This is a genomic window from Subtercola sp. PAMC28395 (assembly GCF_018889995.1).
In the GTDB taxonomy this organism is placed as follows: domain Bacteria; phylum Actinomycetota; class Actinomycetes; order Actinomycetales; family Microbacteriaceae; genus Subtercola.
Window position 1 is genome coordinate 1,911,864 of record NZ_CP076547.1, and the last position, 22,248, is coordinate 1,934,111.

22 protein-coding genes and 2 tRNA genes are annotated in these 22,248 nt (G+C 64.7%); 7 read left to right on the top strand and 17 right to left on the bottom strand.

The annotated features are described in order from the left end of the window. Positions 1 to 56 precede the first annotated feature (56 nt). Positions 57 to 1,514, top strand: coding sequence for an HNH endonuclease signature motif containing protein (locus tag KPL76_RS14760; protein ID WP_253201965.1), 1,458 nt, complete (start codon positions 57 to 59; stop codon positions 1,512 to 1,514). A gap of 11 nt (positions 1,515 to 1,525) precedes the next feature. Here the strand turns inward: KPL76_RS14760 and treZ are convergent, their stop codons facing one another. The 4 genes from treZ to KPL76_RS08845 are packed head-to-tail and all read right to left on the bottom strand — an operon-like array spanning position 1,526 to position 8,904. Beyond that, on the bottom strand, positions 1,526 to 3,355 hold the full coding sequence (gene treZ / locus KPL76_RS08830; RefSeq protein WP_216332421.1) for a malto-oligosyltrehalose trehalohydrolase: 1,830 nt from the start codon (positions 3,353 to 3,355) through the stop codon (positions 1,526 to 1,528). A 5-nt stretch (positions 3,356 to 3,360) separates the two neighbouring features. Further along, a complete protein-coding gene (treY, locus tag KPL76_RS08835; RefSeq protein WP_216332422.1) occupies positions 3,361 to 5,700 on the bottom strand; it encodes a malto-oligosyltrehalose synthase in 2,340 nt (779 codons plus the stop codon). 40 nt (positions 5,701 to 5,740) lie between these two features. Further along, on the bottom strand, positions 5,741 to 7,942 hold the full coding sequence (glgX, locus tag KPL76_RS08840; protein ID WP_216332424.1) for a glycogen debranching protein GlgX: 2,202 nt from the start codon (positions 7,940 to 7,942) through the stop codon (positions 5,741 to 5,743). 35 nt (positions 7,943 to 7,977) lie between these two features. Next, on the bottom strand, positions 7,978 to 8,904 hold the full coding sequence (locus KPL76_RS08845) for an LLM class F420-dependent oxidoreductase (protein WP_216332426.1): 927 nt from the start codon (positions 8,902 to 8,904) through the stop codon (positions 7,978 to 7,980). Positions 8,905 to 8,964: 60 nt separating this feature from the next. Here KPL76_RS08845 and KPL76_RS08850 point away from each other — a divergent pair, with 60 nt between their 5' ends. Further along, positions 8,965 to 9,315 carry a hypothetical protein gene (locus tag KPL76_RS08850; RefSeq protein ID WP_216332427.1) on the top strand — a complete coding sequence of 117 codons (351 nt, stop codon included), beginning with the start codon at positions 8,965 to 8,967 and terminating at the stop codon, positions 9,313 to 9,315. Between the two features lie 48 nt (positions 9,316 to 9,363). Here KPL76_RS08850 and KPL76_RS08855 read toward each other — a convergent pair whose 3' ends face one another. Then, positions 9,364 to 9,750: a DUF3592 domain-containing protein gene (locus tag KPL76_RS08855; protein WP_216332429.1), complete on the bottom strand. Its 387-nt coding sequence runs from the start codon at positions 9,748 to 9,750 to the stop codon at positions 9,364 to 9,366. A 107-nt stretch (positions 9,751 to 9,857) separates the two neighbouring features. On the opposite strand from KPL76_RS08855, the gene KPL76_RS08860 reads away from it, so the two are divergent. Further along, positions 9,858 to 10,136: a hypothetical protein gene (locus tag KPL76_RS08860; protein ID WP_216332431.1), complete on the top strand. Its 279-nt coding sequence runs from the start codon at positions 9,858 to 9,860 to the stop codon at positions 10,134 to 10,136. A gap of 18 nt (positions 10,137 to 10,154) precedes the next feature. Here the strand turns inward: KPL76_RS08860 and KPL76_RS08865 are convergent, their stop codons facing one another. The 5 genes from KPL76_RS08865 to KPL76_RS08885 form a co-directional block, all read right to left on the bottom strand. Beyond that, positions 10,155 to 11,402 (bottom strand): D-alanyl-D-alanine carboxypeptidase family protein, encoded by a 1,248-nt coding sequence (locus tag KPL76_RS08865; RefSeq protein WP_216332440.1) that lies wholly within the window; start codon positions 11,400 to 11,402, stop codon positions 10,155 to 10,157. A 35-nt stretch (positions 11,403 to 11,437) separates the two neighbouring features. Next, complete coding sequence (locus tag KPL76_RS08870) at positions 11,438 to 11,788, bottom strand: metallopeptidase family protein (protein WP_216336268.1); 351 nt, start codon at positions 11,786 to 11,788, stop codon at positions 11,438 to 11,440. Positions 11,789 to 11,895: 107 nt separating this feature from the next. Further along, a tRNA-His gene (locus tag KPL76_RS08875) sits at positions 11,896 to 11,971 on the bottom strand. 41 nt (positions 11,972 to 12,012) lie between these two features. Further along, a complete protein-coding gene (gene orn, locus KPL76_RS08880) occupies positions 12,013 to 12,633 on the bottom strand; it encodes an oligoribonuclease (RefSeq protein ID WP_205109775.1) in 621 nt (206 codons plus the stop codon). Positions 12,634 to 12,689: 56 nt separating this feature from the next. Further along, entirely contained in the window at positions 12,690 to 13,469 is a 780-nt protein-coding gene (locus tag KPL76_RS08885; protein ID WP_216332442.1) for a DUF4190 domain-containing protein, read from the bottom strand. 340 nt (positions 13,470 to 13,809) lie between these two features. On the opposite strand from KPL76_RS08885, the gene KPL76_RS14980 reads away from it, so the two are divergent. Both KPL76_RS14980 and KPL76_RS08900 read left to right on the top strand, forming a co-directional pair. After that, the gene (locus KPL76_RS14980) at positions 13,810 to 14,739 is read left to right on the top strand and encodes a DUF664 domain-containing protein (RefSeq protein WP_371733886.1); all 930 of its coding nucleotides are present in this window, start codon (positions 13,810 to 13,812) and stop codon (positions 14,737 to 14,739) included. A 4-nt stretch (positions 14,740 to 14,743) separates the two neighbouring features. Next, complete coding sequence (locus tag KPL76_RS08900; protein ID WP_216332444.1) at positions 14,744 to 15,154, top strand: GNAT family acetyltransferase; 411 nt, start codon at positions 14,744 to 14,746, stop codon at positions 15,152 to 15,154. A 34-nt stretch (positions 15,155 to 15,188) separates the two neighbouring features. Here the strand turns inward: KPL76_RS08900 and KPL76_RS08905 are convergent, their stop codons facing one another. Genes KPL76_RS08905 through KPL76_RS08925 form a run of 5 tightly spaced genes read right to left on the bottom strand, consistent with a single transcriptional unit; the run spans position 15,189 to position 20,080 of the window. Further along, positions 15,189 to 15,545, bottom strand: a complete 357-nt coding sequence (locus KPL76_RS08905) for an iron chaperone (RefSeq protein WP_216332446.1) — start codon at positions 15,543 to 15,545, stop codon at positions 15,189 to 15,191. Then, the gene (locus KPL76_RS08910) at positions 15,542 to 17,968 is read right to left on the bottom strand and encodes an excinuclease ABC subunit UvrA (protein ID WP_216332448.1); all 2,427 of its coding nucleotides are present in this window, start codon (positions 17,966 to 17,968) and stop codon (positions 15,542 to 15,544) included. The genes KPL76_RS08905 and KPL76_RS08910 overlap by 4 nt, the downstream gene beginning before the upstream one ends. A 49-nt stretch (positions 17,969 to 18,017) precedes the next feature. Then, positions 18,018 to 18,806, bottom strand: coding sequence for an SCO1664 family protein (locus KPL76_RS08915; protein ID WP_216332450.1), 789 nt, complete (start codon positions 18,804 to 18,806; stop codon positions 18,018 to 18,020). Then, positions 18,803 to 19,354 (bottom strand): DUF3090 domain-containing protein, encoded by a 552-nt coding sequence (locus tag KPL76_RS08920; RefSeq protein ID WP_216332452.1) that lies wholly within the window; start codon positions 19,352 to 19,354, stop codon positions 18,803 to 18,805. The genes KPL76_RS08915 and KPL76_RS08920 overlap by 4 nt, the downstream gene beginning before the upstream one ends. A gap of 9 nt (positions 19,355 to 19,363) precedes the next feature. Continuing rightward, on the bottom strand, positions 19,364 to 20,080 hold the full coding sequence (locus KPL76_RS08925; protein ID WP_216332454.1) for a histidine phosphatase family protein: 717 nt from the start codon (positions 20,078 to 20,080) through the stop codon (positions 19,364 to 19,366). A gap of 114 nt (positions 20,081 to 20,194) precedes the next feature. Between KPL76_RS08925 and KPL76_RS08930 the strand changes: the two genes are divergently transcribed. After that, positions 20,195 to 20,266 (top strand) — tRNA-Arg (locus KPL76_RS08930). Positions 20,267 to 20,294: 28 nt separating this feature from the next. Here KPL76_RS08930 and KPL76_RS08935 read toward each other — a convergent pair. After that, on the bottom strand, positions 20,295 to 21,137 hold the full coding sequence (locus tag KPL76_RS08935; protein WP_216332456.1) for a hypothetical protein: 843 nt from the start codon (positions 21,135 to 21,137) through the stop codon (positions 20,295 to 20,297). A 74-nt stretch (positions 21,138 to 21,211) separates the two neighbouring features. Further along, complete coding sequence (locus KPL76_RS08940) at positions 21,212 to 21,475, bottom strand: hypothetical protein (RefSeq protein ID WP_216332464.1); 264 nt, start codon at positions 21,473 to 21,475, stop codon at positions 21,212 to 21,214. Positions 21,476 to 21,618: 143 nt separating this feature from the next. Here KPL76_RS08940 and msrA point away from each other — a divergent pair, with 143 nt between their 5' ends. Further along, on the top strand, positions 21,619 to 22,146 hold the full coding sequence (msrA, locus tag KPL76_RS08945) for a peptide-methionine (S)-S-oxide reductase MsrA (RefSeq protein ID WP_216332466.1): 528 nt from the start codon (positions 21,619 to 21,621) through the stop codon (positions 22,144 to 22,146). The last annotated feature ends 102 nt before the right edge of the window (positions 22,147 to 22,248 follow it).

The window sequence follows — 22,248 nt, forward strand, 5'->3', positions numbered from 1 at the left end:
GCTGCTCAGCGTGCTCGGATTCCGCACGCGCGAGCTATGCGCAGCTCTGTGATGGCGTGAGTCGCGCGGTTGACCTGGTCGTCGAGGTCGAGGCCGAGATAGCGCGGAGCATGGCGCGCCGGGCACGGCTGGTCGAATCGGCACGCGAACTCGCGGTCGCGGCCGAGGAAGTCGTGTTGATGCCTTCGGTGCTTGAGTCGGGCTCGAACCAAGACCGTGAGCACCTTGCACGACGGTCGCTTGTCGCCGAACTGGGCTGTGCGCTCCGCCAACCTGAGGCCAGCGTGCAGCGATTGCTCACCGAGAGTGAAACCCTCGCCGACCAGTTGCCTTCGACCCTGAACGCTCTGGCGGAGGGGCGGCTCAGCTATCGTCACGCGCAGGTGATGGTCGACAACGCCTTGTCATTGCCGCGGGAGGCGCGCCTCCGATTCGAAGGAGCCGCCCTCCGGTCCGCGGTGACGTCCACGGCCTCCCGGTTTACCCAGCACGCACGCAAGCTTCGTGAACGCCTCCACCCCGAGTCGATGGTTGCGCGACGCGAGAAGGCGGCGTCTGATCGTTGTCTGCGTTTCGAGCCTGCACGCGACGGTATGGCCTGGCTGTCGCACTACCTTCCGGCCGCCGTTGCGCTGCAGATCGACGACACCGTCGAGAATCTCGCGCGAGGTCTCGTGGCAGGCGACGAGACGCGCACGGTAGCCCAGTTGCGATCCGACGTGCTGGTCGACCTCGTTCTTGGCGGCACCGCCGGTGGATCCGACGTTCTTGATGGATCCGACAATCTTGGTGAATCCGATTTGCAATCCTGCGCTGGTCACAGCGCCCAGCCTGGCCTGAACGCCGAAATCGAAGACGAGCTCTCCACGGCAGAAGGGTTGTGGCAGAGAGGCACTGAGCGGCAATCCCGCTCGGCGCCGGGGCTCGTGGGCAGGGGCGTTCGACCGACAGTGATCGTCACGGTTCCTGTGATGACTCTGCTGGGTCGCACGGAAGAGCCGGGAGATCTCGAAAGGTACGGTCCGATCGATGCCGAAACCGCGAGAGAGCTGGCTCGGCATGCGCCTAGTTTCATCCGGATCCTGACGCATCCCGAGACGGGGGCGACTCTGTCTGTCGGCCGACAACGGTACCGACCACCTGCAGACCTTCGAACGGCTCTCGAGATCGAGGATCAGACGTGTCGATTCCCGGGTTGTGCGCGTGCCGCACGACGCTGCGAACTCGACCACACGGTGGATTGGGCGCGCGGGGGGCAAACGAGCCATACGAACTTGGCACACCTCTGCCCCAAGCACCATCACCTCAAACACGAGACGAAGTGGGCCGTGCGGCAAGAAGCAGACCGAGCGCTGAGGTGGACTTCACCGCTCGGTCGTGAGTACGTCACTACTCCTGAATCACGCTTTCCTGATGCTGGAGTCGATTCGGGTGGAGGCGCAGTTTCGCCCGGCGACGTGAATGTCGAACCAGCACCACTCGAACCAGCACCACTCGAACCAGCACCATTCTGAGGGGAGGGGGGTTAGGAGCGCAGGGTGATCGTTGCCGAGTGGGGCGCGATCGTTGAGTCCGCCGTGACTTCAGCGCCACTGAGCTCTGTGCCTTCCAAGGCGTCGGAGGTGCTCAGCAGTACAGTGCTCGCCGTATCACCCGCTCCGATCCCAGCAACGCCGACCGCAATCGGCGCGTCTGAGAAGTTCACGACGATGCTGACGCGGCCACGTGTGAGCTCGAACCAGTGGGCATCCTCGTCCAACCGCACGGAGATCTCGGTGAAACGGGGGTCGGTGAACTCCGGAAGGCTGCGCCGCAGTCGGGCGAGCTCCTGGTAGAGCCGAAGCACGCGGGAATGCCTCCCTTGATCACGCTCGGCCCAGTCAAGCTTCGATCGCTCGAAGGTCTCGGGGTCCTGCGGGTCGGGTACGGCCGACTCGTCCCAGCCCATCTTGGCGAATTCCGCGATGCGCCCCTTGGCGGTTGCCTCGCCGAGTTCAGGCTCCGGGTGCGAGGTGAAGAACTGCCAGGGTGTTGATGCGGCCCATTCCTCGCCCATGAAGAGCATGGGGGTGAACGGGCCGAGCATCGTGAGCACGGCGGCGATGGCGAGCTGGCCATCCGTCAGCGTTGCGCTCAGCCGGTCACCGGTGGCGCGATTGCCGATCTGGTCGTGGTTCTGGTTGGCAACGACGAGCCGCCACGAGAGGGTGTGCTCGGTGTCGATGGGCTTGCCGTGGGGCTTCTCGCGAAAGCTCGACCACGTTCCATTGTGGAAGAATCCCTCGGTCATGACCTTGCCGAGCGCAGAGAGAGGTTCGAAGTCGGCGTAGTACCCCGAGATCTCGCCGGTGAGCGCCACGTGCAGGGCATGGTGGAAGTCGTCGCTCCACTGGGCAGAGAGACCGTAACCGCGACTCTCGCGCGGGGTGAACATGACAGGGTCGTTGAGGTCCGATTCGGCGATGAGCGTCAGCGGTCGACCAAGGAATGACGAGAGGGCATCGACTTCGGTCGACATCTGCGCGAGCAGGTGCGGTTCGCTCTCGTCATGAAGGGCGTGCACGGCATCGAGCCGCAGACCGTCGACATGGTAGTCGTTGAGCCACATCAACGCGTTGTCGACGATGAAGCGCCGTACCTCCTCTGAGCTCTCGCCGTCGAGGTTGATCGACGAACCCCAGGTGTTCGAGCTCTGATCGTTGATATAGGGCCCGAACATCGGCAGGTAGTTGCCGCTCGGGCCGAGATGGTTGTAAACGACGTCCTGGATGACCGCCAGACCTTTCGCGTGACAGGCATCCACGAATCGCTGGTACGCCTCAGGCCCGCCGTACCCCTCGTGCACGGTGAACCACAGCACGCCGTCGTAACCCCAGTTGTGCGTGCCGTTGAATCCGTTGACGGGCAGGAGTTCGACGAAGTCGACGCCGATGGAGACCAGATGGTCGAGCTTGGCGATCGCCGCGTCGAGGGTACCCTCGGGCGTGAAGGTGCCGATGTGCAGCTCGTAGATCTCGCCACCGGCGAGCTGGCGGCCCTTCCACGAGGAATCCGTCCACGTGAAGTGCGAGGGGTCGAAAGTGCGGGAGAAGCCGTGCACACCGCCGGGCTGGCGCCTCGACCGTGGGTCGGGGATGACGAGATCGGCGTCGCCGTCGGCGCCGGAAATCGAATACCCGTAGTCGATGTCGCCTGAACCCTCGAGCTCGGCCAGAAGAGACCCTGGCGCTTCGAACCAGCCGTCTCCTCGTGGCGACATGGTGACGCGCTCCGTCTCGACGGAGCCGGGCCGGCGAACGGTGAGGGTCACGCCCTCAGCTCGGGGGGCCCATACATCGAATTCCTGCAGTGCCATGCCTGTTACGCCTCTTCTTCGGGCACCAGCAGTGCCACCGGGTAGCGGGAGAGTAGCTCGGTGAGCGGGATGATCGCCGAAGCGAAGTGCCGACCGGTGATGAGGTCGACCGTCGCCCGGTAGTCGGTGGTGAGGGTCGTGTCGCCCCAACCGCCGCCCCGCGCAAGCCCGACGGGCAGCCGGGTCGCGACCGTGATGGCGCCACCGCGGTCGAATGAGATGGCGTGGCCGGCCGCAGCGCCTTCAGCGACAAGCGGTTGGTAACCCGTGAACAGCCCAGGCCTCTCGCGCTTCAAGCGAAGTGCCCGCGAAACCACGAGGAGTTTGGCCGCTCCTGTCTCATCGATGGGCGGCAGGTCTCCGGCGTCGAGTCGGGCCAGGATGCTCCGGCGCTCCCCGTAGTCGACAGCCCGCCGGTTGTCGGGGTCGACCAGCGAGGTCTCCCACAGCTCACTGCCCTGGTAGACGTCGGGCGAGCCCGGGGCGGTGAGCTGCAGCAGCTTCAGCGAGAGCGAGTTCGACCAGCCGGGCATCCGGACCTGCTCGAGAAAGCCCGAGAGAACCCGGCGCACATCGTGCGAGTCGAACGCGCTGTCGACCACGCGGTGCATGCGCGCCTCGAAGTCCTGGTCTGGTGACAGCCAGTTCGTCGAGTCGCCCGCCTCGCGCGCAGCCTTCTCGGCGTAGGCGTGAAGCCGTTCGCGAGAGGCAGGCGCTGAACCGACGATGGCCTGCCACAACAGGTTCTCGAGCTGGCCATCGCCGAGCGGAGCAAGAACCCGCAACTGTTGCAGGGTGGATGCCCACTCCGCCGCCAGCTCGGAGATCACACTGATGCGTGCCCGCGTGTCTTCGCCTCGCTTGGTGTCGTGGGTCGACAGCGTGGTCATCGCGGTGGGGTAGTCGGTGAGCCGTGTTTCCTGGCGGTGGTGGAATTCTGCCACCGGAACAGCGAACTCACCCGGGTCTGCACCCACTTCGTTGAGTGAGGTCAGACGGTTGAATCGGTAGAACGCGGTGTCTTCGACGCCTTTGGCCATCACCATGCCGGAGGTCTGCTGAAAGCGTTGGGCGGCGACGTTCTCTGGGTCAGACAGTGAAGGAAGCACGGCGTCGATGGTCGAGGTGAGGTCGGGGCGGTGCTGCCCGGCGAGGTCGACCGCCTCTGACAGAGCCTCGACGCCGAACGGCAGGTACGAGCGATAGACCGGGAAGCACGTGAGCAACTCGGCGACGGCATCAGCGACCGTATCCGGATCGAGCTGACCAGGGAGCGTCGGCACATCGAGGTCGCGAACGATCCGGAGCACTTCTGAGCGCAGAATACCGTCGGCGATGCCGCGCTTGGTGTCGTGGATGAGGGCGGTGAACGACGTGGGAGCGGGGCGGGATTCGGTCGCGAGACGCAGGTCGAGGGCATCCAGTGTCGCCTGCCCGGCAGGGTCGACCAGTACCCGGTCGAAGTCGGCCAGGGCGTCGTACCCTGTCGTGCCGGCTGTAGCCCAGTCTGCTGGCATCTTCTCGCGGCCCTCGAGGATCTTCTCGACAAGCACATAGCTGCCGTCCGTGAGCTCGGCCAGGCGGTCGAGGTATCCGCGCGGGTCCTTCAGGCCATCAGGATGATCGACCCGCAGCCCATCGGCCAGCCCCTCTGTGAACCACCGCCCGATCTCGGCGTGCGATTCGTCGAAGACGGAGCTGTTCTCGACTCTGATGCCGGCCAGGGTGTTCACGGCGAAGAACCGACGGTAGTTGAGGTCGTAGTCGGCCCGGTGCCAGTTCACCAACTCATAGTTCTGGCGCGAATGCACCGTCACAGCGTCTGCACCGTCGTCGGCAGAGCCCAGTTTGAGCGGAAAACGGTTGTCATAGAAGTGCAGCTGGTCGCCGACGACCCGGAAGTCGTCTGTGGAGAGGCTCTCGAGCGGGGCGTCGCCGAGAACAGGGAGTCGCACCTTTCCGTTGCCGAACTCCCAATCGACGTCGAACGCGTCGGCGTACCGCGAATCACGCCCGTGCATGAGCAGATCCCACCACCAGGCGCTGGTGTGTGGGGTGTTCACCCCCACGTGGTTGGGCACAATGTCGATCAACACGCCGAGCCCTGCGTCTCGGGCGGCCCCTACTGCGTGGTCGAGGCCTTCTGCTCCGCCTCGGTCGGGGTCGACCTGCGCGTGGTCGATCACGTCGTACCCGTGGTCGGAGCCCTTCTCCGCCTTCAGCAGTGGCGAGAAATAGACCCAGCTGGCACCCAGATCACGAAGATACGGGGCCACCTCTGCCGCGTCGGCAAGCGTGAAGGTCGGAGTGATCTGCAGGCGATAGGTCGACTGGGGGACGCGCACGGTGTTCGGCTCGATTCTGTCTGGGGGTGGATGGGAGAAACTAGCTGGTTGACGCCCGGTTTGCCGGAATGACCGGAACCGCGCCGGTCATCGAGCTCAGCGAGGCGGCCACCGAGTGGTCGGGGTCGACCGTCTCGTGACGGTGGGCACGAAGCACCATCATCGATTTCGGATGCACGGTGAGCACGTCGCCCGGAACGCTGGGGTCTTCGTTGGTCGCCTGGCCGGCCGTGTCGATCACCACGTCCCAGGCCGTCGCGTACTCGGCGCTCGGAAGCGTGAAGGGCACTTCGACGTCGTCGGCGTTGAAGTACAGCAGGAAGTTCACGTCGGTGACCCGGGCGCCGCGGTAGTCGCGCCCCCGAATTCCCTGGCCGTTCAGAAAGACGCCGACCGAACGGCTGAGCGGTGTGTCCCACTCCTCCGGCTCCATCTCGCCCGCGCCCGTGTTCAGCCACACGATGTCGGGCAGAGGCTCGCCACGACCGCGACGCACGGGCCGGCCGTCGAAGAACCTCGAGCGCCTGAACGTCGGGTGCTCCTTGCGCAGCCGCATGACGGCAGAGACGAACTCGGTGAGCGGTTCATCCGCCCGCTTCCAGTGCACCCACGAGAGCTCGTTGTCTTGCGCATAGGTGTTGTTGTTGCCGTTCTGGGTGCGGCCGAGCTCGTCGCCGTGCAGCAGCATCGGCACTCCCTGCGACAGCAGGAGGGTTGCGAGAAAGTTGCGCTGCTGGCGCGCACGCAGGGCCCGGATGCCCGGGTCATCGGTTGGCCCTTCGACACCGCTGTTCCAGCTCCGGTTCTCTGACTCACCGTCGTTTCCGTCTTCGCCGTTGGCATCGTTGTGCTTCTCGTTGTACGACACCAGGTCAGCCAGCGTGAACCCGTCGTGTGCGGTGACGAAGTTGATCGAGGCGACCGGGCGGCGCCCAGAATGTTCATAGAGGTCGCTGGAACCGGTGAAGCGTGATGCGAACTCGCCGAGGGACGAGGGCTCTCCTCGCCAGAAGTCGCGAACGGTGTCGCGGTACTTGCCGTTCCACTCCGACCACTGTGGAGGGAAGTTCCCCACCTGGTACCCGCCGGGCCCGACATCCCAGGGCTCGGCGATCAGCTTGACCTGCGACACCACCGGATCCTGCTGCACGAGCTCGAAGAAGCTCGAGAGGCGGTCGACGTCGTAGAACTCGCGCGCAAGGGTCGAGGCGAGGTCGAACCGGAAGCCGTCGACGTGCATCTCGGTCACCCAGTACCGCAACGAGTCCATGATGAGTTGCAGGGAATGGGGGTGCCTCACGTTGAGCGTGTTGCCGGTTCCCGTGTAGTCCATGTAATACCGCTTGTCGTCATCCATGACCCGGTAGTACGCCTCGTTGTCGATTCCCCTGAACGAGATCGTCGGCCCGAGGTGGTTTCCTTCAGCGGTGTGGTTGTAGACCACGTCGAGAATGACTTCGATGTTGGCGGCGTGCAGCGCTTTCACCATGCCCTTGAACTCCTGCACCTGCTGGCCGCGCTCGCCTGCAGAGGAGTAGGCGCTGTGCGGCGCGAAGAATCCGATGGTGTTGTAGCCCCAGTAGTTGTGCAGGCCCTTGTCGAGCAGAGTGCTGTCCTGCACGAACTGGTGCACGGGCATCAGCTCGATCGCGGTGATCCCGAGGCGCTGCAGGTGTTCGATGGTCGCCGGGTGGGCGATGCCCGCATAGGTGCCGCGCTGGTCCTTGGGTATCGCACTGTTCAGCTCAGTGAGGCCCTTGACGTGCGCTTCGTAGATGATGGTCTCGTTGTAGGGCACCTTGAGGGTGCGATCGCCCGACCAGTCGAAGAACGGATTGATGACCACGCCGTACATCATGTGCTTGGCCGAGTCGAGGTCGTTCTGCGAGTCCGGGTCGCCGAAGTTGTACGAGAAGAGCGACTGGTCCCAGTCGATCGTGCCGCTCGTCGCCTTGGCATAGGGGTCGAGAAGCAGTTTGTGTGGATTGAACCGCAGCCCGTTGGCGGGGTCGTACGGCCCGTAGACACGGTATCCGTAGCGCTGGCCGGGTTGCACCTGGGGCAGGTAGCAGTGCCAGACGAAGGCGTCGACCTCGTTCAGCAGAACGCGCGTCTCGGCCCCTTTCTCGCCGAAGAGGCAGAGTTCGACCTTCTCTGCTCCCTCGCTGAAGATGGCGAAGTTCGTGCCACTGCCGTCGAAGGTCGCTCCGAGCGGGTATGCGGATCCTGGCCAGCTGTCCATAAAGAATTCTCCTGTTGTCGTGCGGGCACGCGTCGTCAGTGCGAGGTGAGGTGCGGCGCGATGTCTGCCGCGATGAAGTCGAGGTGTTCCAGGTCGCCCAGGTCGAGCACCTGCAGGTAGAGGCGCTCGACACCAGACTCCCGGAGGGCGCCGATGCTATCGATGGCTTCGGATGCTGTACCCGCGATGCCGTGCCGACGAAGTTCTTCGGGCTCGCGGCCGATTGCGGCCGCACGGCGGGCGAACTCCCTCTCGTCAGAACCCACGGCCACGACGAGAGCCGCCGAGTAGACCAGGCTGTCGGGGTCGCGCTCGATGGCTTCACACGCCGCGCGGACGCGCCCGAACTGGGCAGCGATGGAGTCGAATTCGGCGAACGGGATGTTGAATTCGGTGGCGAAGCGTGCGGCGAGGGCCGGGGTGCGCTTGGCCCCTGAGCCGCCGACGATGACCGGAACCGGGCTCTGGATCGGCTTGGGAAGGGCAGGCGAGTCGATCAACTGGTAGTGCTCACCCTCGAACGAATACGTCCCGCCGAGCGGGGTGGACCACAGCCCCGTCACGATTTCGAGCTGTTCTTCGAGCAGGCCGAAGCGCTTCGGGGGGAAGGGGATTCCGTACGCGGCGTGCTCCGCGGCGAACCAGCCGGTGCCGAGGCCGAGTTCAGCACGGCCGCCCGACATCTGGTCGACCTGGGCGACCTGGATTGCGAGGATGCCGGGGTGACGGTAGGTGACCGACGACACGAGGGTGCCGAGCTTGATGGTGCTCGTCTCCCTGGCGAGCCCTGCGAGGGAGGTCCAGGCGTCGCTCGGGCCGGGAAGACCGTCGCCGTTCATGGCGAGATAGTGGTCAGAACGGAAGAACGCGTCGAAGCCCAATCGTTCGGTGGCCTGGGCCACCGCGAGGAGATCGTCGTAACTCGCACCGTCTTGAGGCTCTGTGAAGATACGCAGTTGCATACACCAAGCCTCACACACTTCTCCCTTTCGCCGTGTGGGGTTGAAGAGTAGCGTCGACTCATGACAAGTCTCGCAATGCAGCTCTCTGAATCGTTCCGGTCCGCCGGAGTCAAATCGATCTACGGTGACCCGGTCGATCTTGAAGGGGTCACCATCATTCCGGTCGCCCTGGCGTGGTACGGCTTCGGCGGTGGCGACAACGGAGGCTCGGAGGGTGGGGCTGGCGCGCTCGGCGGCCCGATGGCTGGCGGGGGAGGCGGGGGAGCGAGCATCCCGATCGGCGCGTACGTCAAGACGAGCAAGGGTGCCTGGTTCCAGCCGAACCTGGTGTCACTGATCGCTGTCTCGATACCGGCCATGTGGGTGTGGGGCCACGCCATGTCGAGGGTGATCAAGTCACTGAAGAAGTAGACCGCTTCTGAAGCACTAGCGCTCCGGCCGGGCTCTCTGTCCAGTGGTTCAGGCAGCCTGGCGCAATCTGACGCGGTGCCACGTGGTCGGTGCGGGGCCGAAACCCACGCGCATCCGGTCGTCGTTGGCGGGTCTCGCTGCGTCATACAGCACGGTCACCGCGCCGCTGGCTTGCGCGAGCTTGAACGTGAAGCCGCCGGAGCGGGGAATGAGGCTGCGCGCGATGCCGTCGCTCGCGGTGAACGAGATGATCGTCACCGTTGAGGTCAGCCGGGAGAGAAGCCCTGCGGTGAGCGGAGGCGCAACCGTGACGGCCTGGCCCCGGGTACGCGTGCCGTTCCGTGAGAGCCAGCTCTCGGTCATTCTGCGGTGCGCGAACACGGCGAGAAAGAGTACAGCCACCAGAACGGCGGCGGCGAGCAGGAGGAGGGGCATCGTCCCTTCAGAATAGGCGATGCGAAAGGATAGACGATGCGGCCCTCTCCGCAAAACGGCTGTGAGCTCGCCGGGGGCTGGGCGCTCAACAGCGCTACGGTGGGGGTATGACAGAGACAGCTGCAACCCCAACGTCGTACACCGTCGAATACGTCGACGGCCCCCTCAAGGGCCAGTTCGACAAGCGGGTCTTCGTCGGTGGCAAGCACGACAAGACCTTCGGTGTGATTGCCCTCGTCGACGGCATCGAATCAAATTTCGAGTACACGGCCGTTTCAGAGCGCACCCTCAACGGTGAACTGCACGTGAGCTACTCGTTCGACGCTGCAGACAGTGACCCCTACGTGAGCGGCGACGACACCGACCTGGGCGAAGCGCTGGTCTGATCCAGTTCTCCCGCGCGTTCAGTGTCGTGAATCCAGGAAGGCCTGGATGACCGGCACCGGGTGCGTCAGCCTCCACAGTGGCCCGGGGTCGGTGATCGGTGCGCTCAGCTTGAGCGGTACCGTCAGTGGCCCGCCGGGCAGGTCGAAGGCGACGCTGCCGGCCGTGGTTCCGGCGAGTGCGGTCGTGACCTGGGCGGCCGAGACAACCGGTTCTGTCGTGACGGGTGCCCAGCGCATCCGGTCGTCGCCCGCGAGTGCCACGCCCTCTGCCGACTGGCCCCAGGCCGTGTCGTAGCGGATGAATGTGTCGCCTGCGGTCACGACAGGAGTGGGCTTCAGACTGAGCGGCGCGCTCGCCACGAGGGCGACCATGTCCTGGTGCAGTGTGTCGTAGTCGGGCTCACGAAGCAGCGCCCCGTAGACCGGAACGGTGTTGCCCGCGACCGTCACCGTAACGCTGAAGAGAAAACACAGCCCCGCCTGGTCGGTGTAGCTGAGAGACAACCCGGTGACGCCCTGTTCGGGCAGATACGTTGCGAGATTGTTGACGACACGGTTCTTGTTCACCGTGGCTGAGGGCTCTGCCATGATCTCGGCGATGACCGGGTTCTCGAAGGCGAGCTGTGCCACGCGGGTGAGATCGGATGCCGTGCCCACCGAGTCTCCCGAGAGCCCGGTCGCATCGACAACAGTTGTGCTGGCAAGCCCGTTCTTGGTGAGCCAGGATTTCGCGGCCGTCAGATAACCGTCGACGGAGCCGAATGCCCATCTGGCCAGCGCATCGCTGTGATTGTTGCTCGAGCCGAGCAGAATGGCCTGGAGGAACTCACGCTCGGTCCACGATTCCCCCGTGATGAACGAGACGGCACGGGCGCTGTTCGCGATGTAGTCGACGTAACCGGCATAGTCCTCTGCGGTCACCACGATCGACGGGCCCGGTTTGCCGGCGTCGACGGGTTTGGCGTCGAGCACCACGAGAGCCAGGATGACCTTCGCCGTGCCGCCGAGGGGAACGGCGTCGGCCTGGCCCGCTGTCGCCAGAACGGTGGGGTCGTCTCCGACGGAGATTCCGCTCGCGCCTGTCTGGGGGAGCGTGGGAGGCGATGACGCGACCGCAGGCGGGGCGGGATTCAGAACGGTTGCCGTTGCGGCCGGCAGGGGGCCCACGAGGGTTGCCGGGCCGTAGATGCCGACCGCGAGGATGATGATGGCACCGAGACCCACGAACACCCCACGCCTGATGCGGTGGGCGAGAGTGAGCGGCATGAAGTCAGGCTAACCCGCCGGTGCGTGTATTCCGCTCAGGCCCAGCCGAGTTCGTGTAGACGCTCGTCGTCGATGCCGTAGAAGTGGCCGATCTCGTGGACGAGAGTGGTGTGGATCTCGTCGCGGAGCTCGTCTTCGTTTTCGCACACCGAGAGCAGCGGTAGCCGAAAGAGCACGATGCGGTCGGGCAGTTCGCCGAAACCGTAGTCACCTCGCTCGGTGAGCGCGATTCCCTCGTAGAGTCCGAGCAGATCGAGAGAGCCGTCTTCGGGGAGGTCTTCGACCACGAAGATGACATTGTCGAGCCCGTCGACCATCTCGTCGGGCAACAGGTCGAGTTCTTCGACCACAAGGGCTTCGAATGCGGCGGCGTCGAGCTCGATCATCCGGAGCAGGCCCTTCATGCGGGAGACAAGCGGTTAACGAAGAAATGACCCGAAAGCGCCGGGCCATTTCTTCTTCTGCAACTTTTCACAGTGCTGTTTTTCTCTGCTGGGGTGAGTAACGGGGCTCGAACCCGCGGCCTCCTAGACCACAACCAGGCGCTCTGCCAACTGAGCTATACCCACCAGGCTGTCGACCCGTCAAACGGGGCAACCAGAGAAGTCTATTACAGCTTTGCGGCGAACTCGTTCACGACGTCTGCTGCAATGGTCTTGAGGTCGGCGGATGCGGGGCCCGGAGGAGCCACGAACACGGCCTTGCGGTAATACTCGAGTTCGCGGATCGACTCGAGAATGTCGGCGAGGGCGCGGTGGCCGCCGTCTTTGGCGGGTGCGTGGAAGTAGATGGGCGGGAACCAGCGTCGGGCCAATTCTTTGATCGACGACACGTCGACGCTGCGGTAGTGCAGGTGGGCGTCGACCCGCGGCATGTACTTCGCCAGGAACATGCGGTCGGTGCCGATGGTGTTGCCCGCGATCGGGGCCTTCATCTCGTTCGGTACGAACTTCAGAATGTATTCGAGAACCTCGTACTCCGCCTCCGCCAGGCTGACGCCGTTCGGGATGAGCGCGTCGAGGCCGCTCGTGGCGTGCATGTTGCGCACGAAGTCGTTCATGTTCGACAGCGCAGAGTCGTCGGGCTTGATGACGATGGTGAAGCCGGGGTCGACCAGGTTCAGGTCGAAGTCGGTGATGACGACGGCCACCTCGACCAGTTCGTCGATCGCCAGGTCGAGCCCGGTCATTTCACAGTCGATCCAGACCAGTCGGTCTGTTTGTGCACTCATGTGGTCGAGTCTACCGGTGACGATTCAGGTCAACGGCTGAGGTCCCAGGCAACGCCTCAGCTGATCAGGATCGCGGAACTGTCCAGAACTTCAGTGATGACAGACGTGATGTCGGCTGTCGGGCGACAGGTCACATCCACGAAGACGCCCTGACCAGAGGCCGCGAACGCGCGGGCCGTGGTGATGAAGCTGTTGTTCGACTGGTCGGTTCCAGACATCGCGCGGGTCTGGACCACGGAGTCGGCGTTGACGACGTTCTGGTTGATGTAGTCATCGCTCGCGTTGGCGGAGACATCGTCGACGGTGGTCTTGTCGATCAGCGCGAGATAACTTTCGGTGGTAGCGCGGTCATCGCCCGCGGTCAGGGTCACCTTCGGGTCGAGCGGGCCCTGGTGAAACGTGGTGCGACAGAGGTTGTCGGCAGAGATGTAGGTCCACGTTCCCTCGGCACCCTTGGCCAGGCCTGCCTTCCAGCCAGCCGTGCCGAGAAGGCCGTCGCTGATCTGCGGGATGGACTCAGGGGTCAGGGTGGTACCCGCCTCGAACGTGAGGTCTGCGGCTGCCGGGCCCTGCGGAACCGGAACTGCCGCGGTCGGCAGGAGCGGGTTGAATCCGCCCGGATCGTAGACACGCTGGGCGTGGCTGAGAGTGAGAACCAGGATCACCACGAGCACGATCACCGCCGCAAGGTCGATCACGATGCGCACGTAGCCGATGATCACACCGGCCAGCGCCAGTCCGTGGCCGCGCTCGCCCGTCTTCCGGATCTGCGAGAGCGCGATGTGCCCGGTGATGACCCCGGCGATCGAGACGATGAATGACGAGACGAACGACACGATCGCGAGCACATTGAACTGCGCTTGGTTGAGTGGCGCGGCGGGAAGTGGCGCTGGGGGAAGAGGGGTCGTAGGGAACGGCGTCGGGGGAAATAGCGTTGCGGGAAGTAGCGCTGGGGGGAGTGGCGCTGGGGGGATCTGGGCTGCGGGCTGGGGAGATTCCGGTTCGCTCACGTGGTGCTCTCTGTTCGTGGGTTCGCGCCCCGGGCCGTGTCTGCAGTGAAGACGTTACACCGCGCCGGATGCCCGGCCGCCCTTGTGCGGTTCGCTGGAGTCGCCGCCTCGAGCTGCCGGCACGACGGGTCTCGCGTTCGGGCGGCAAAGATGTGAGGCTGGAGTCATGGACGACGTGAACGCGAAGACTGTTCTCCAGCGCTATCTGCAGACCGGGAGAGACGCGCTGCTCTGGAAGCTCGAGGGCCTTTCCGAGTACGACGTCAGGCGACCAATGGTGACGAGCGGAACCAATCTGCTCGGCATCGTGAAACACACCGCGAGTGTGGAGGCCGGGTACTTCGGTGAGGTCTTCGACCGCCCGTTCGCTGAGCCACTGCCCTGGATTGCCGCCGATGCCGAAGACAACGCCGACATGTGGGCGACACTCGAAGAATCGCCGGAATCCATCATCGGCCTGTACCACCGGGTCTGGGCCAACTCCGATGCCACCATCGCCGCCCTGCCACTGGATGCACCGGGCGTCGTGCCTTGGTGGCCGGGCGAGCGTGGCAAGGTCACCCTGCAGCAGATCCTCGTGCACATGATCGCCGAGACCCACCGCCACGCCGGGCACGCCGACATCGTTCGTGAACTCATCGACGGCTCGGCTGGGCTCCGGGCAGACAACAGCAACCTTCCGGAAGGCGACCGGGCCTGGTGGGAGTCGTACCGACGTCGACTCGAAACCGTCGCTCTCAGCACGCGCGAGGGTGTCGATGACCCTACCGTGACAGACCCCGCCAACTACAGGGCGCTCTGGGAGAACGAGTTTGTGCGGGTGCTGGAGTACGACGACGTTCCCGGTGCCGAAACGAGCCCCCACGATCATCCGAACTCCGTCATGGTCACTCTGTCGGGGTTCGACCGGCGGCTCTCCTCGGGTGGGCGCGAATCCGATGTGAGCCTGCCCCGTGGCAAGGCCGTGTGGTTGCCTGCTCAACGGCACTCCGGCACCAACACGGGCGAGACGCCGACGCACACGATTCTCGTAGAACTCAAGGGCGCAGCTGCCGGCACTGCTTTGGGCGCGTCTCTCGGGCCGCAGGATCTGTAGGAGCATGCGCGTACGCGATCTGACGAGTGCCGATGCCCGTGGCGTTGTTGCCCTGTGGCACGAAGCCGGGCTCACGAGGCCGTGGAATCCGCCCGAAACCGACCTGCAACGGGCCCTCGACACCTCGACATCGACCGTGCTCGGCGCGTTCGACGGCGAGGAGTTGTGCGGGACTGTCATGGTCGGCCACGACGGGCACCGCGGCTGGATCTACTACCTCGCCGTGAGCGGGAGTCGGCGGGGAATCGGCCTGGGCAGGCTGTTGATGTCGAGAGCAGAAGACTGGCTGCGGGAACAGGCCGTAGTGAAAGTGCAACTCATGGTGCGGTCGTCGAACACGGAGGTACTCGGGTTCTACGACCACCTCGGGTACGAAGACGCGGCCGTCGAGGTGCGGTCGAAGTGGCTCACCTGATCGGCTGCTTGGCTGGGCCTGCCAGCTTCAGGGCTCAGCCCGCTCTGAGCTCGATCTGGGCCTTGCGCCCAAGGAGGAACCTCTCCAGCAATTCGACAGGCAGGTCTTCGCCCTCTCGCAGGTGGATGGAACCCTTGGTGGTCTCGAGGCCGAGCGCGTTCACCTCTGCAGCGAGTTCGCCCAGATTTCCGAACGGGTAGACACCGATGTGCTTCCTCGTGCTCATGACCGACAGGAGGCCCTTGCCTCGGTAGAGAAGCGACGGCATTCCGTAGCTGACTCCGGCCACTGCCTCCGGCACGATCGTGCGGGCGCGCGTGTAGATCTCGTCGATTCTCGTTCGCGTGGGCTCGGCGATGGTGTCCAGGTACTCGGTGATGACGTCGCTCATGACGCAGCGGCTGCCGGGATGTTGCTGCCGGAGACGTAGGCGGCGAGGTGCTCGCCGGTGAGAGTCGAGGGAGTGGCGACAAGGTCGGCGGGGGTGCCCTCGAAGACGACCCGGCCACCGTCGTGGCCGGCGCCGGGGCCGAGGTCGATCATCCAGTCGGCGTGGGCCATCACCGCCTGGTGGTGTTCGATGACGATCACCGATCGCCCCGAATCGACGAGCCTGTCGAGCAGGCCGAGGAGTTGCGCTACGTCGGCGAGATGTAGGCCCGCGGTGGGTTCGTCGAGCACGTAGATCGCGCCCTTCTCGGCCATGTGGGTCGCCAGTTTGAGCCGCTGGCGCTCGCCGCCGGAGAGCGTCGGGAGGGGCTGGCCGATGCTGAGGTAGCCGAGCCCGACGTCGACGAGCCGGGCGAGGATGGCGTGGGCGGGCGCATTGCGCGCTTCACCGGCACCGAAGAACTGTTCTGCCTCGGTGACCGACATGCCGAGCACCTCGCTGATGTCACGGCCGCCGAGATGGTAGTCGAGCACCGAGGCGAGAAACCGTTTGCCGTCGCACTCCTCGCAGGTGGTCGCGACCCCGGCCATCATGGCGAGGTCTGTGTAGATGACCCCGGCCCCATTGCAGACCGGGCACGCACCCTCAGAGTTGGAGCTGAAGAGTGCGGGCTTCACGCCGTTCGCTTTCGCGAACGCCTTGCGGATGGGCTCGAGCAGCCCGGTGTACGTGGCGGGGTTGCTCCTTCTGGAGCCGCGGATCACGCTCTGGTCGACCGTCACAACGGTGCCGTGGGCGGTTTCGGGTGCGCGGCTCACCGAACCGTGGATGAGCGAACTCTTGCCGGAGCCGGCGACACCCGTGATGACGCACAGCACGCCGAGAGGAATGTCGACGTCGACGCTCTGGAGGTTGTTCGCTTCCGCGCCGCGGATCTCGAAGCTGCCAGTGCGCGTGCGCACCTCGTTCTTGAGGGTCGCCCTGTCGTCGAAGTGCTTTCCGGTGATCGTGTCGCTTGATCGCAATTCGTCGACAGTGCCTTCGAAACAGATCGAGCCGCCTGCCGAGCCGGCACCGGGGCCCAGGTCGATGACGTGGTCGGCGATCGCGATCGTCTCGGGCTTGTGTTCGACGACGAGAACCGTGTTGCCCTTGTCTCGCAGCCGCAGGAGCAGGTTGTTCATGCTCTGGATGTCGTGGGGATGCAGGCCCGTCGTCGGCTCGTCGAACACATACGTCACGTCGGTGAGGGAGGAGCCGAGGTGGCGGATCATCTTCACGCGTTGTGCCTCTCCACCCGAGAGCGTGCCCGATGGCCTGTCGAGCGACAGGTACCCCAGGCCGATCTCCACGATCGAATCGAGGATCTGCTGCAGTGAATCCAGGAGCGGCCGCACTGTCGACTCGTCGAGCCCGCGGATCCACTCGGCGAGGTCGCTGATCTGCATCGAGCAGGCCTCGGCGATGTTCACTCCGCCGATGCGCGACGAACGGGCACCTTCGCTGAGTCGGGTACCGCCGCACTCGGGGCACGCGGTGAAGGTCACCGCGCGATCGACAAACGCACGGATGTGGGGCTGCAGGGCATCCGGATCCTTGGAGAGAAAGGAGTTCTGGACGCGGGGAATGAGGCCCTCGAACGTGAGGTTGACCCCATTGATCTTGACCTTCACCGGTTCGTGGTGGAGGAAGTCCTGGAGTTCGGTCTCGGTGTAGTCGCGGATCGGCTTGTCGGGGTCGAAGAAACCCGAGCCCGCGATGATGCGCACCATCCAGCCGTCGCCGGTATAGCCCGGCACGGTGATCGCTCCCGCATTGATCGACTTCGCATCGTCGAAGAGCTGGGTGAGGTCGATGTCGGAGACGGTGCCCCGACCTTCGCAGCGCGGGCACATGCCGCCGGTACGGGAGAACGACTGGGCGACGGTCTTGCTGGCGGCGCCTCGATCGACGGTGATGGCACCGCTGGCCCGGATCGAAGCGACATTGAAGGAGAATGCACTCGGCGGCCCGATGTGGGGCTGCCCGAGACGGCTGAACACGATTCGCAGGAGTGCTGTGGCGTCGGTCGCAGTGCCGACGGTGGAGCGGACATCGCCCCCCAGTCGCTGCTGGTCGACGATGATCGCCGTGGTCAGGCCTTCGAGTACGTCGACGTCGGGGCGGGCCTGCGTGGGCATGAAACCCTGCACGAATGCGCTGTAGGTCTCGTTGATCATCCTCTGCGACTCTGCGGCGATGGTGCCGAAGACCAGGGAGCTCTTGCCTGAGCCCGAAACGCCGGTGAAGACGGTCAGCCGGCGTTTGGGAATGGTGACGCTGACGTCTTTGAGGTTGTTCACGTGCGCGCCCTGTACACGGATCTGGTCGTGGATGTCTGCGGCGTGGCCGAGCGGTCGTTGCGTGCCGGAGCTGGATTCCATGGGACTCAGCCTAGGAGGTTCGGGCCTCGCAGGGAGGGAGCCGCAGAGCTCAGAACAGGGGCCAGGGCACCGCGGGCATCTCACCGCGGGGCGCAGGAAACCTGCCGCGCGCCAGCAGCCGCTCGCATCTCGTTTCAAGGGCGGCGATTTCGCGCCCGGTGAGCAGCGGTTCAAGCGCTGCGCCGAGCTCACCCTGGATGTCTGCCACCACCTTTTCGACCCCCTGCCGTTCAGCGACGCTGAGCTCGTCGCCCCGCCATCCCCAGAGAACCGTGCGCAGCTTGTATTCGGCGTGAAAGGTCAGGCCGTGGTCGATCCCGTGGCGGTGGCCGCCGGGCATCGGCAGAATGTGGCCGCCTTTGCGATCGGCATTGTTCACGACGATGTCGAACACGGCCATTCTCCGAAGCTCCGGCGAATCCTCGTGCACGAGCGACACCGGATGATCTTCCTCGTCGATCCCGTCGAAGACGTGACGCCAGCCTTCGCCGGGTACGGAATCCGTCGGCACGAGGTCGACGGCGTCCTGCCCCCCATCGTATTCCTGCCACAGTTGAACCGAGCCTGTGCCCAGAGGGCCGTCATGCAGCCACGTGCGGGGCACGATGTTCCAGCCGATCGACTGCGAGACGAGATAGGCGGCGGCCTCCCGGTGTGCGAGGTTCCCGTCGGGAAAGTCCCAGAGGGGTCGTTCGCCGGAGATGGGCTTGTAGATGACCGGCACGTCTCCGATCGTGCCGAAGAAGGCTGCGTTCGAGGCCGTTCTGATCTGGCCCTTCAGCTCGAGCTCGCCTCGCGAGGGTTCGTCACGCCCGGCGAGGTCACCCTCTGTTGTCACAGAATGTCGTCTGGCACCGGGCACACGTGCCCGTCAGCGTCGATGGGAGTGCCGCAGAGTGGACAGATCGGCCGGCCTGCACCGACGATTTCGCGCGTGCGCATCGCGAACGCCCTGGCGGTTCCGACAGGAATTCGGATGAGAAGCATCTCGGCGGGCTCGGTCGGAACCGGATCTGGGTCTTCGTCGTCTGCGAGGTCGAGCGGAAACGCCTCGATCACGACCTGGGCGGTCGAGGGGTCCCAGCCCAGGCTCATCGCTCCCGCCCGGAACTGCTCATCGACCGGTTGCTCCAGCGGATCGTTGTCGACCAGCTCGACGGGGGTCGTCGCCTGCACGCTGAAGGGATTGCCCTCACTGGCCATCAGCTCATCGAGGATCTCGTCGATGGAACCGGCCAGAAGGGCAGATTGCTCTTTCTCGAGCGCGACACTGACGATCTGTGAGCCGGTTCGCGCCTGGAGGTAGAAAGTACGCGAACCTGGTCGGCCGACGGTGCCGACGATGATTCGGTCGGGCCAGTCGAACAGATGGACGATTGTGGGCATGGGGATATTTTAGGCGTGCGATGTTTCGGGCGTAGTACGGCTGTCGCCGCCGCCGACCGTCTCCTGCTCGGCGGAGTCAGAAGCCCTGAGCCAGGAGAGGTCACCCGCGTCGGTATTCATGGAGAAGACGGTGGGGCGCCCAGAACCGTAACGAACGATCGAAATCGATGCAGGGCTGACATTGATGCGCTGGAACAGGTCGAGGTGCATGCCGAGTGCATCGGCAAGGATCGATTTGATGATGTCGCCGTGACTGACTGCGGCCCACACTGCCCCCGCGCCATGCTGGGATTCGAACGCCGCATCGTGTCGCCTGATCGCCGAGACTGAACGGGCCTGCATCGCCGTCAATGATTCGCCGCCGGGAAAGATCGCCGCCGATGGCTGAGTCTGCACGACCGACCACAGGTCTTCTGCGGCGAGTTCCTTCAGGGGTCGGCCTTGCCAGAGTCCGTAGTCGCATTCGGTGATGCCCGCCTCGATCGGCGAGACGGGAACGATCGGAGATTCTGCCTGGAGGTCGAGAATCATGCGCGACGTCTGGCGACACCGCTCCAGCGGGCTGGAGACAACTGCCACCAGGGGAACGGCTGCCAAGCGTTCGCCAGCGCGAAGAGCCTGGTCGCGCCCGACTTTGTCGAGCCTGACGCCGGCGGTACGGCCGGCCAGGATGCCGCTGGCATTTGCGGTGGTGCGGCCATGCCGCACGAGAATGACTGTGGCCATGCCCTGAGCCTAATCGCGGTGAGGTTAGGGCCGCATTCGAAGCAGCCCATCGCGGCACGCGCGAGGCTCGATGCCGTCGCGGGCAACTACTGCATAATGGACTGTTGTAGTCCTCCCCCCGTAGCTCAGCGGAAGAGCAAATGGTTTCTACCCATCAGGCCGGGGGTTCGAATCCCTCCGGGGGGACTTCGCGTAAGGCTTTCGGGTGCCCGGCTCAGCGCCCGGACGTTGCCTCGATCTGCCGCTCGACGGCGTCGACATCGCTCAGCACCCGCTGTGTGTCGAGGTCGCTCGGCGCAACGCGCGGTTTGGTCTCGATTGATGCTGCCGGTATGGATGACCGTGAGTACGCGGCTGCGGCAGGCGCACTGTGTGCCGGTGCAGCGTAGGCAACGGTGGGTGCAGTGGTGTCGCCGGCAGCGGTGACGGTAGCGCCGGAAGTGGCTTGTGCAGCTGGCGTGACGGCAGGCGCAACTGCCGCAGGCGCAGCGGCGTACTGTTCATGATGCTGTTGTGCGACCCAGGCTTCCTGCTGCTCACGAAGAGTGTTCTCGGTGTCTGCAGACTGCGTCTTCCAGCGCTCGAGATCGCCTTGGAAGGCGCGGCGGGTGCGGCCTGGTCGATGCTGCCATTCGACGAGCTGGTCACGGAACTGCACGACCGCGGGTTCGATCTGGTAGCCGAACGTCGCCGAGTTGCGCTTCATCTCGCCGAGGGAGTGCGCTGCCCAGTTCGCAGCGACAGAAGCTCCCTTAATGGGAAGCAGGCGCACCTGGATGTCGGCCTGGCCTGTCGCCCTGTCAGACAGAATCTGCTCCTGTGGTGACAGGGAGTTCCAGACCGACGCCTGCTCTGCGGCGTCGACCAGTGCACCGATTGCAGCGACTTTCAGTTCGCGATCCCTGCCGGCGAGGAGCCGCTTGATCGAACCGCTCGCTATCCACGCGGCCAGAAGCCCAGCCGCGATGATCGACACGGTCGGCACGGCAATGCTGGTGATGACGAATGCGCCACCGTCTGTCTGAGTCCAGTTGAGAAAGTTGCTCCACCATTCCATGGGGGAAGACTACCTCCGCGTTCCCGGAATGCCCGGGCACGCCGCGCGTGTGGCGCTGGATACGTGCGGGAGGGTCACAAGAAGCAGGTGAGCGCATCATTTATCGACGCGAAGTCACCGATCTGCATGATCTGCCTTGTCGATACAACAAGGCGGCGGGCTTCGAACCGGGGTGCCGTTGCCACGCCTACTGTTCGCGCGCCCTCGGCATCGCCTGCCCTCGCTATGTACCCGGCCAGTGACCCATCGGCACGAATCACACGCCACAGCGTCGGCCGCACCTGGCGGAGTACCGGCGAGCTGCGGAGCATCGGGGTCGGGGTGGAGGTGATCGGCATCGTGGTTCTCCATTCTCAGCGCCGGCCCGGGCTTGTTGTCTTCGTGTGGCTGACTCTACGAGCAGCCTCCGACACCGCAGCCCGTTCGCTCCAAGCAGAGCGCCGGGGGTCGAACCCTGCGTGGCTCGTCGTACGCTTGATCCATGCAAACCTTTGTTCTCGCGGGCGGTTGTTTCTGGTGCCTCGATGCTGTCTATCGCACACTCCACGGCGTCACCGACGTCGTCTCGGGTTACACGGGCGGGGAGGTTCCGAACCCCAGTTACGAACAGGTCTGCACCGGTCGCACTGGGCATGCCGAAGTTGTGGCTGTGACCTTCGACCCCGACGTGATCCCCGCCGATGTCATCCTGGACGTGTTCTTCACGCTGCACGATCCTCGCCAGCTCAACCGCCAGGGCAACGACGTGGGTACCCAGTACCGATCAGCCATGTTCTACTCCAGCCCGGAGCAGAAAGCGTTGTTCGACGCGTCGGTCGTGCGCGCCGCAGACCTGTGGGACGGCACGGTGGTCACCGAGGTTGTGCCGCTCACCGAATTCTTCTCGGCTGAGGAGTACCACCAGGACTTCTTCGCCAAGAACCCCGGCCAGGGCTATTGCATGGCGGTGGCGGTGCCCAAGGTGAACAAGGTGCGAAAGAGTTTCGCGCAGTACATCACGGCAGCCTGACCCGTATTCTTCTCCCTCACAATCCTGGCGCTTCACCCTCACAATCCTGGTGCTTCTCCCTCACAATCCTGGGCGAGCGGATGCTCTGCACAGTCTTGTTCT

What these genes read in the sequence shown, in the direction of transcription:
- KPL76_RS08870 (WP_216336268.1), bottom strand. Translation starts at nt 11,788, where the DNA reads ATGATCGAGCTCGACGCCGCCGCATTCGAAGCCCTTGTGGTCGAAGAA.
- KPL76_RS08935 (WP_216332456.1), bottom strand. Translation starts at nt 21,137, where the DNA reads ATGGAATGGTGGAGCAACTTTCTCAACTGGACTCAGACAGACGGTGGC.
- KPL76_RS08920 (WP_216332452.1), bottom strand. Translation starts at nt 19,354, where the DNA reads ATGCCCACAATCGTCCATCTGTTCGACTGGCCCGACCGAATCATCGTC.
- KPL76_RS08850 (WP_216332427.1), top strand. Translation starts at nt 8,965, where the DNA reads ATGACAAGTCTCGCAATGCAGCTCTCTGAATCGTTCCGGTCCGCCGGA.
- treZ (WP_216332421.1), bottom strand. Translation starts at nt 3,355, where the DNA reads ATGGCACTGCAGGAATTCGATGTATGGGCCCCCCGAGCTGAGGGCGTG.
- KPL76_RS08910 (WP_216332448.1), bottom strand. Translation starts at nt 17,968, where the DNA reads ATGGAATCCAGCTCCGGCACGCAACGACCGCTCGGCCACGCCGCAGAC.
- KPL76_RS08865 (WP_216332440.1), bottom strand. Translation starts at nt 11,402, where the DNA reads ATGCCGCTCACTCTCGCCCACCGCATCAGGCGTGGGGTGTTCGTGGGT.
- KPL76_RS14980 (WP_371733886.1), top strand. Translation starts at nt 13,810, where the DNA reads ATGGACGACGTGAACGCGAAGACTGTTCTCCAGCGCTATCTGCAGACC.
- KPL76_RS08860 (WP_216332431.1), top strand. Translation starts at nt 9,858, where the DNA reads ATGACAGAGACAGCTGCAACCCCAACGTCGTACACCGTCGAATACGTC.
- KPL76_RS08900 (WP_216332444.1), top strand. Translation starts at nt 14,744, where the DNA reads ATGCGCGTACGCGATCTGACGAGTGCCGATGCCCGTGGCGTTGTTGCC.
- orn (WP_205109775.1), bottom strand. Translation starts at nt 12,633, where the DNA reads ATGAGTGCACAAACAGACCGACTGGTCTGGATCGACTGTGAAATGACC.
- glgX (WP_216332424.1), bottom strand. Translation starts at nt 7,942, where the DNA reads ATGGACAGCTGGCCAGGATCCGCATACCCGCTCGGAGCGACCTTCGAC.
- msrA (WP_216332466.1), top strand. Translation starts at nt 21,619, where the DNA reads ATGCAAACCTTTGTTCTCGCGGGCGGTTGTTTCTGGTGCCTCGATGCT.
- KPL76_RS08845 (WP_216332426.1), bottom strand. Translation starts at nt 8,904, where the DNA reads ATGCAACTGCGTATCTTCACAGAGCCTCAAGACGGTGCGAGTTACGAC.
- KPL76_RS08905 (WP_216332446.1), bottom strand. Translation starts at nt 15,545, where the DNA reads ATGAGCGACGTCATCACCGAGTACCTGGACACCATCGCCGAGCCCACG.
- KPL76_RS08940 (WP_216332464.1), bottom strand. Translation starts at nt 21,475, where the DNA reads ATGCCGATCACCTCCACCCCGACCCCGATGCTCCGCAGCTCGCCGGTA.
- KPL76_RS08925 (WP_216332454.1), bottom strand. Translation starts at nt 20,080, where the DNA reads ATGGCCACAGTCATTCTCGTGCGGCATGGCCGCACCACCGCAAATGCC.
- KPL76_RS08855 (WP_216332429.1), bottom strand. Translation starts at nt 9,750, where the DNA reads ATGCCCCTCCTCCTGCTCGCCGCCGCCGTTCTGGTGGCTGTACTCTTT.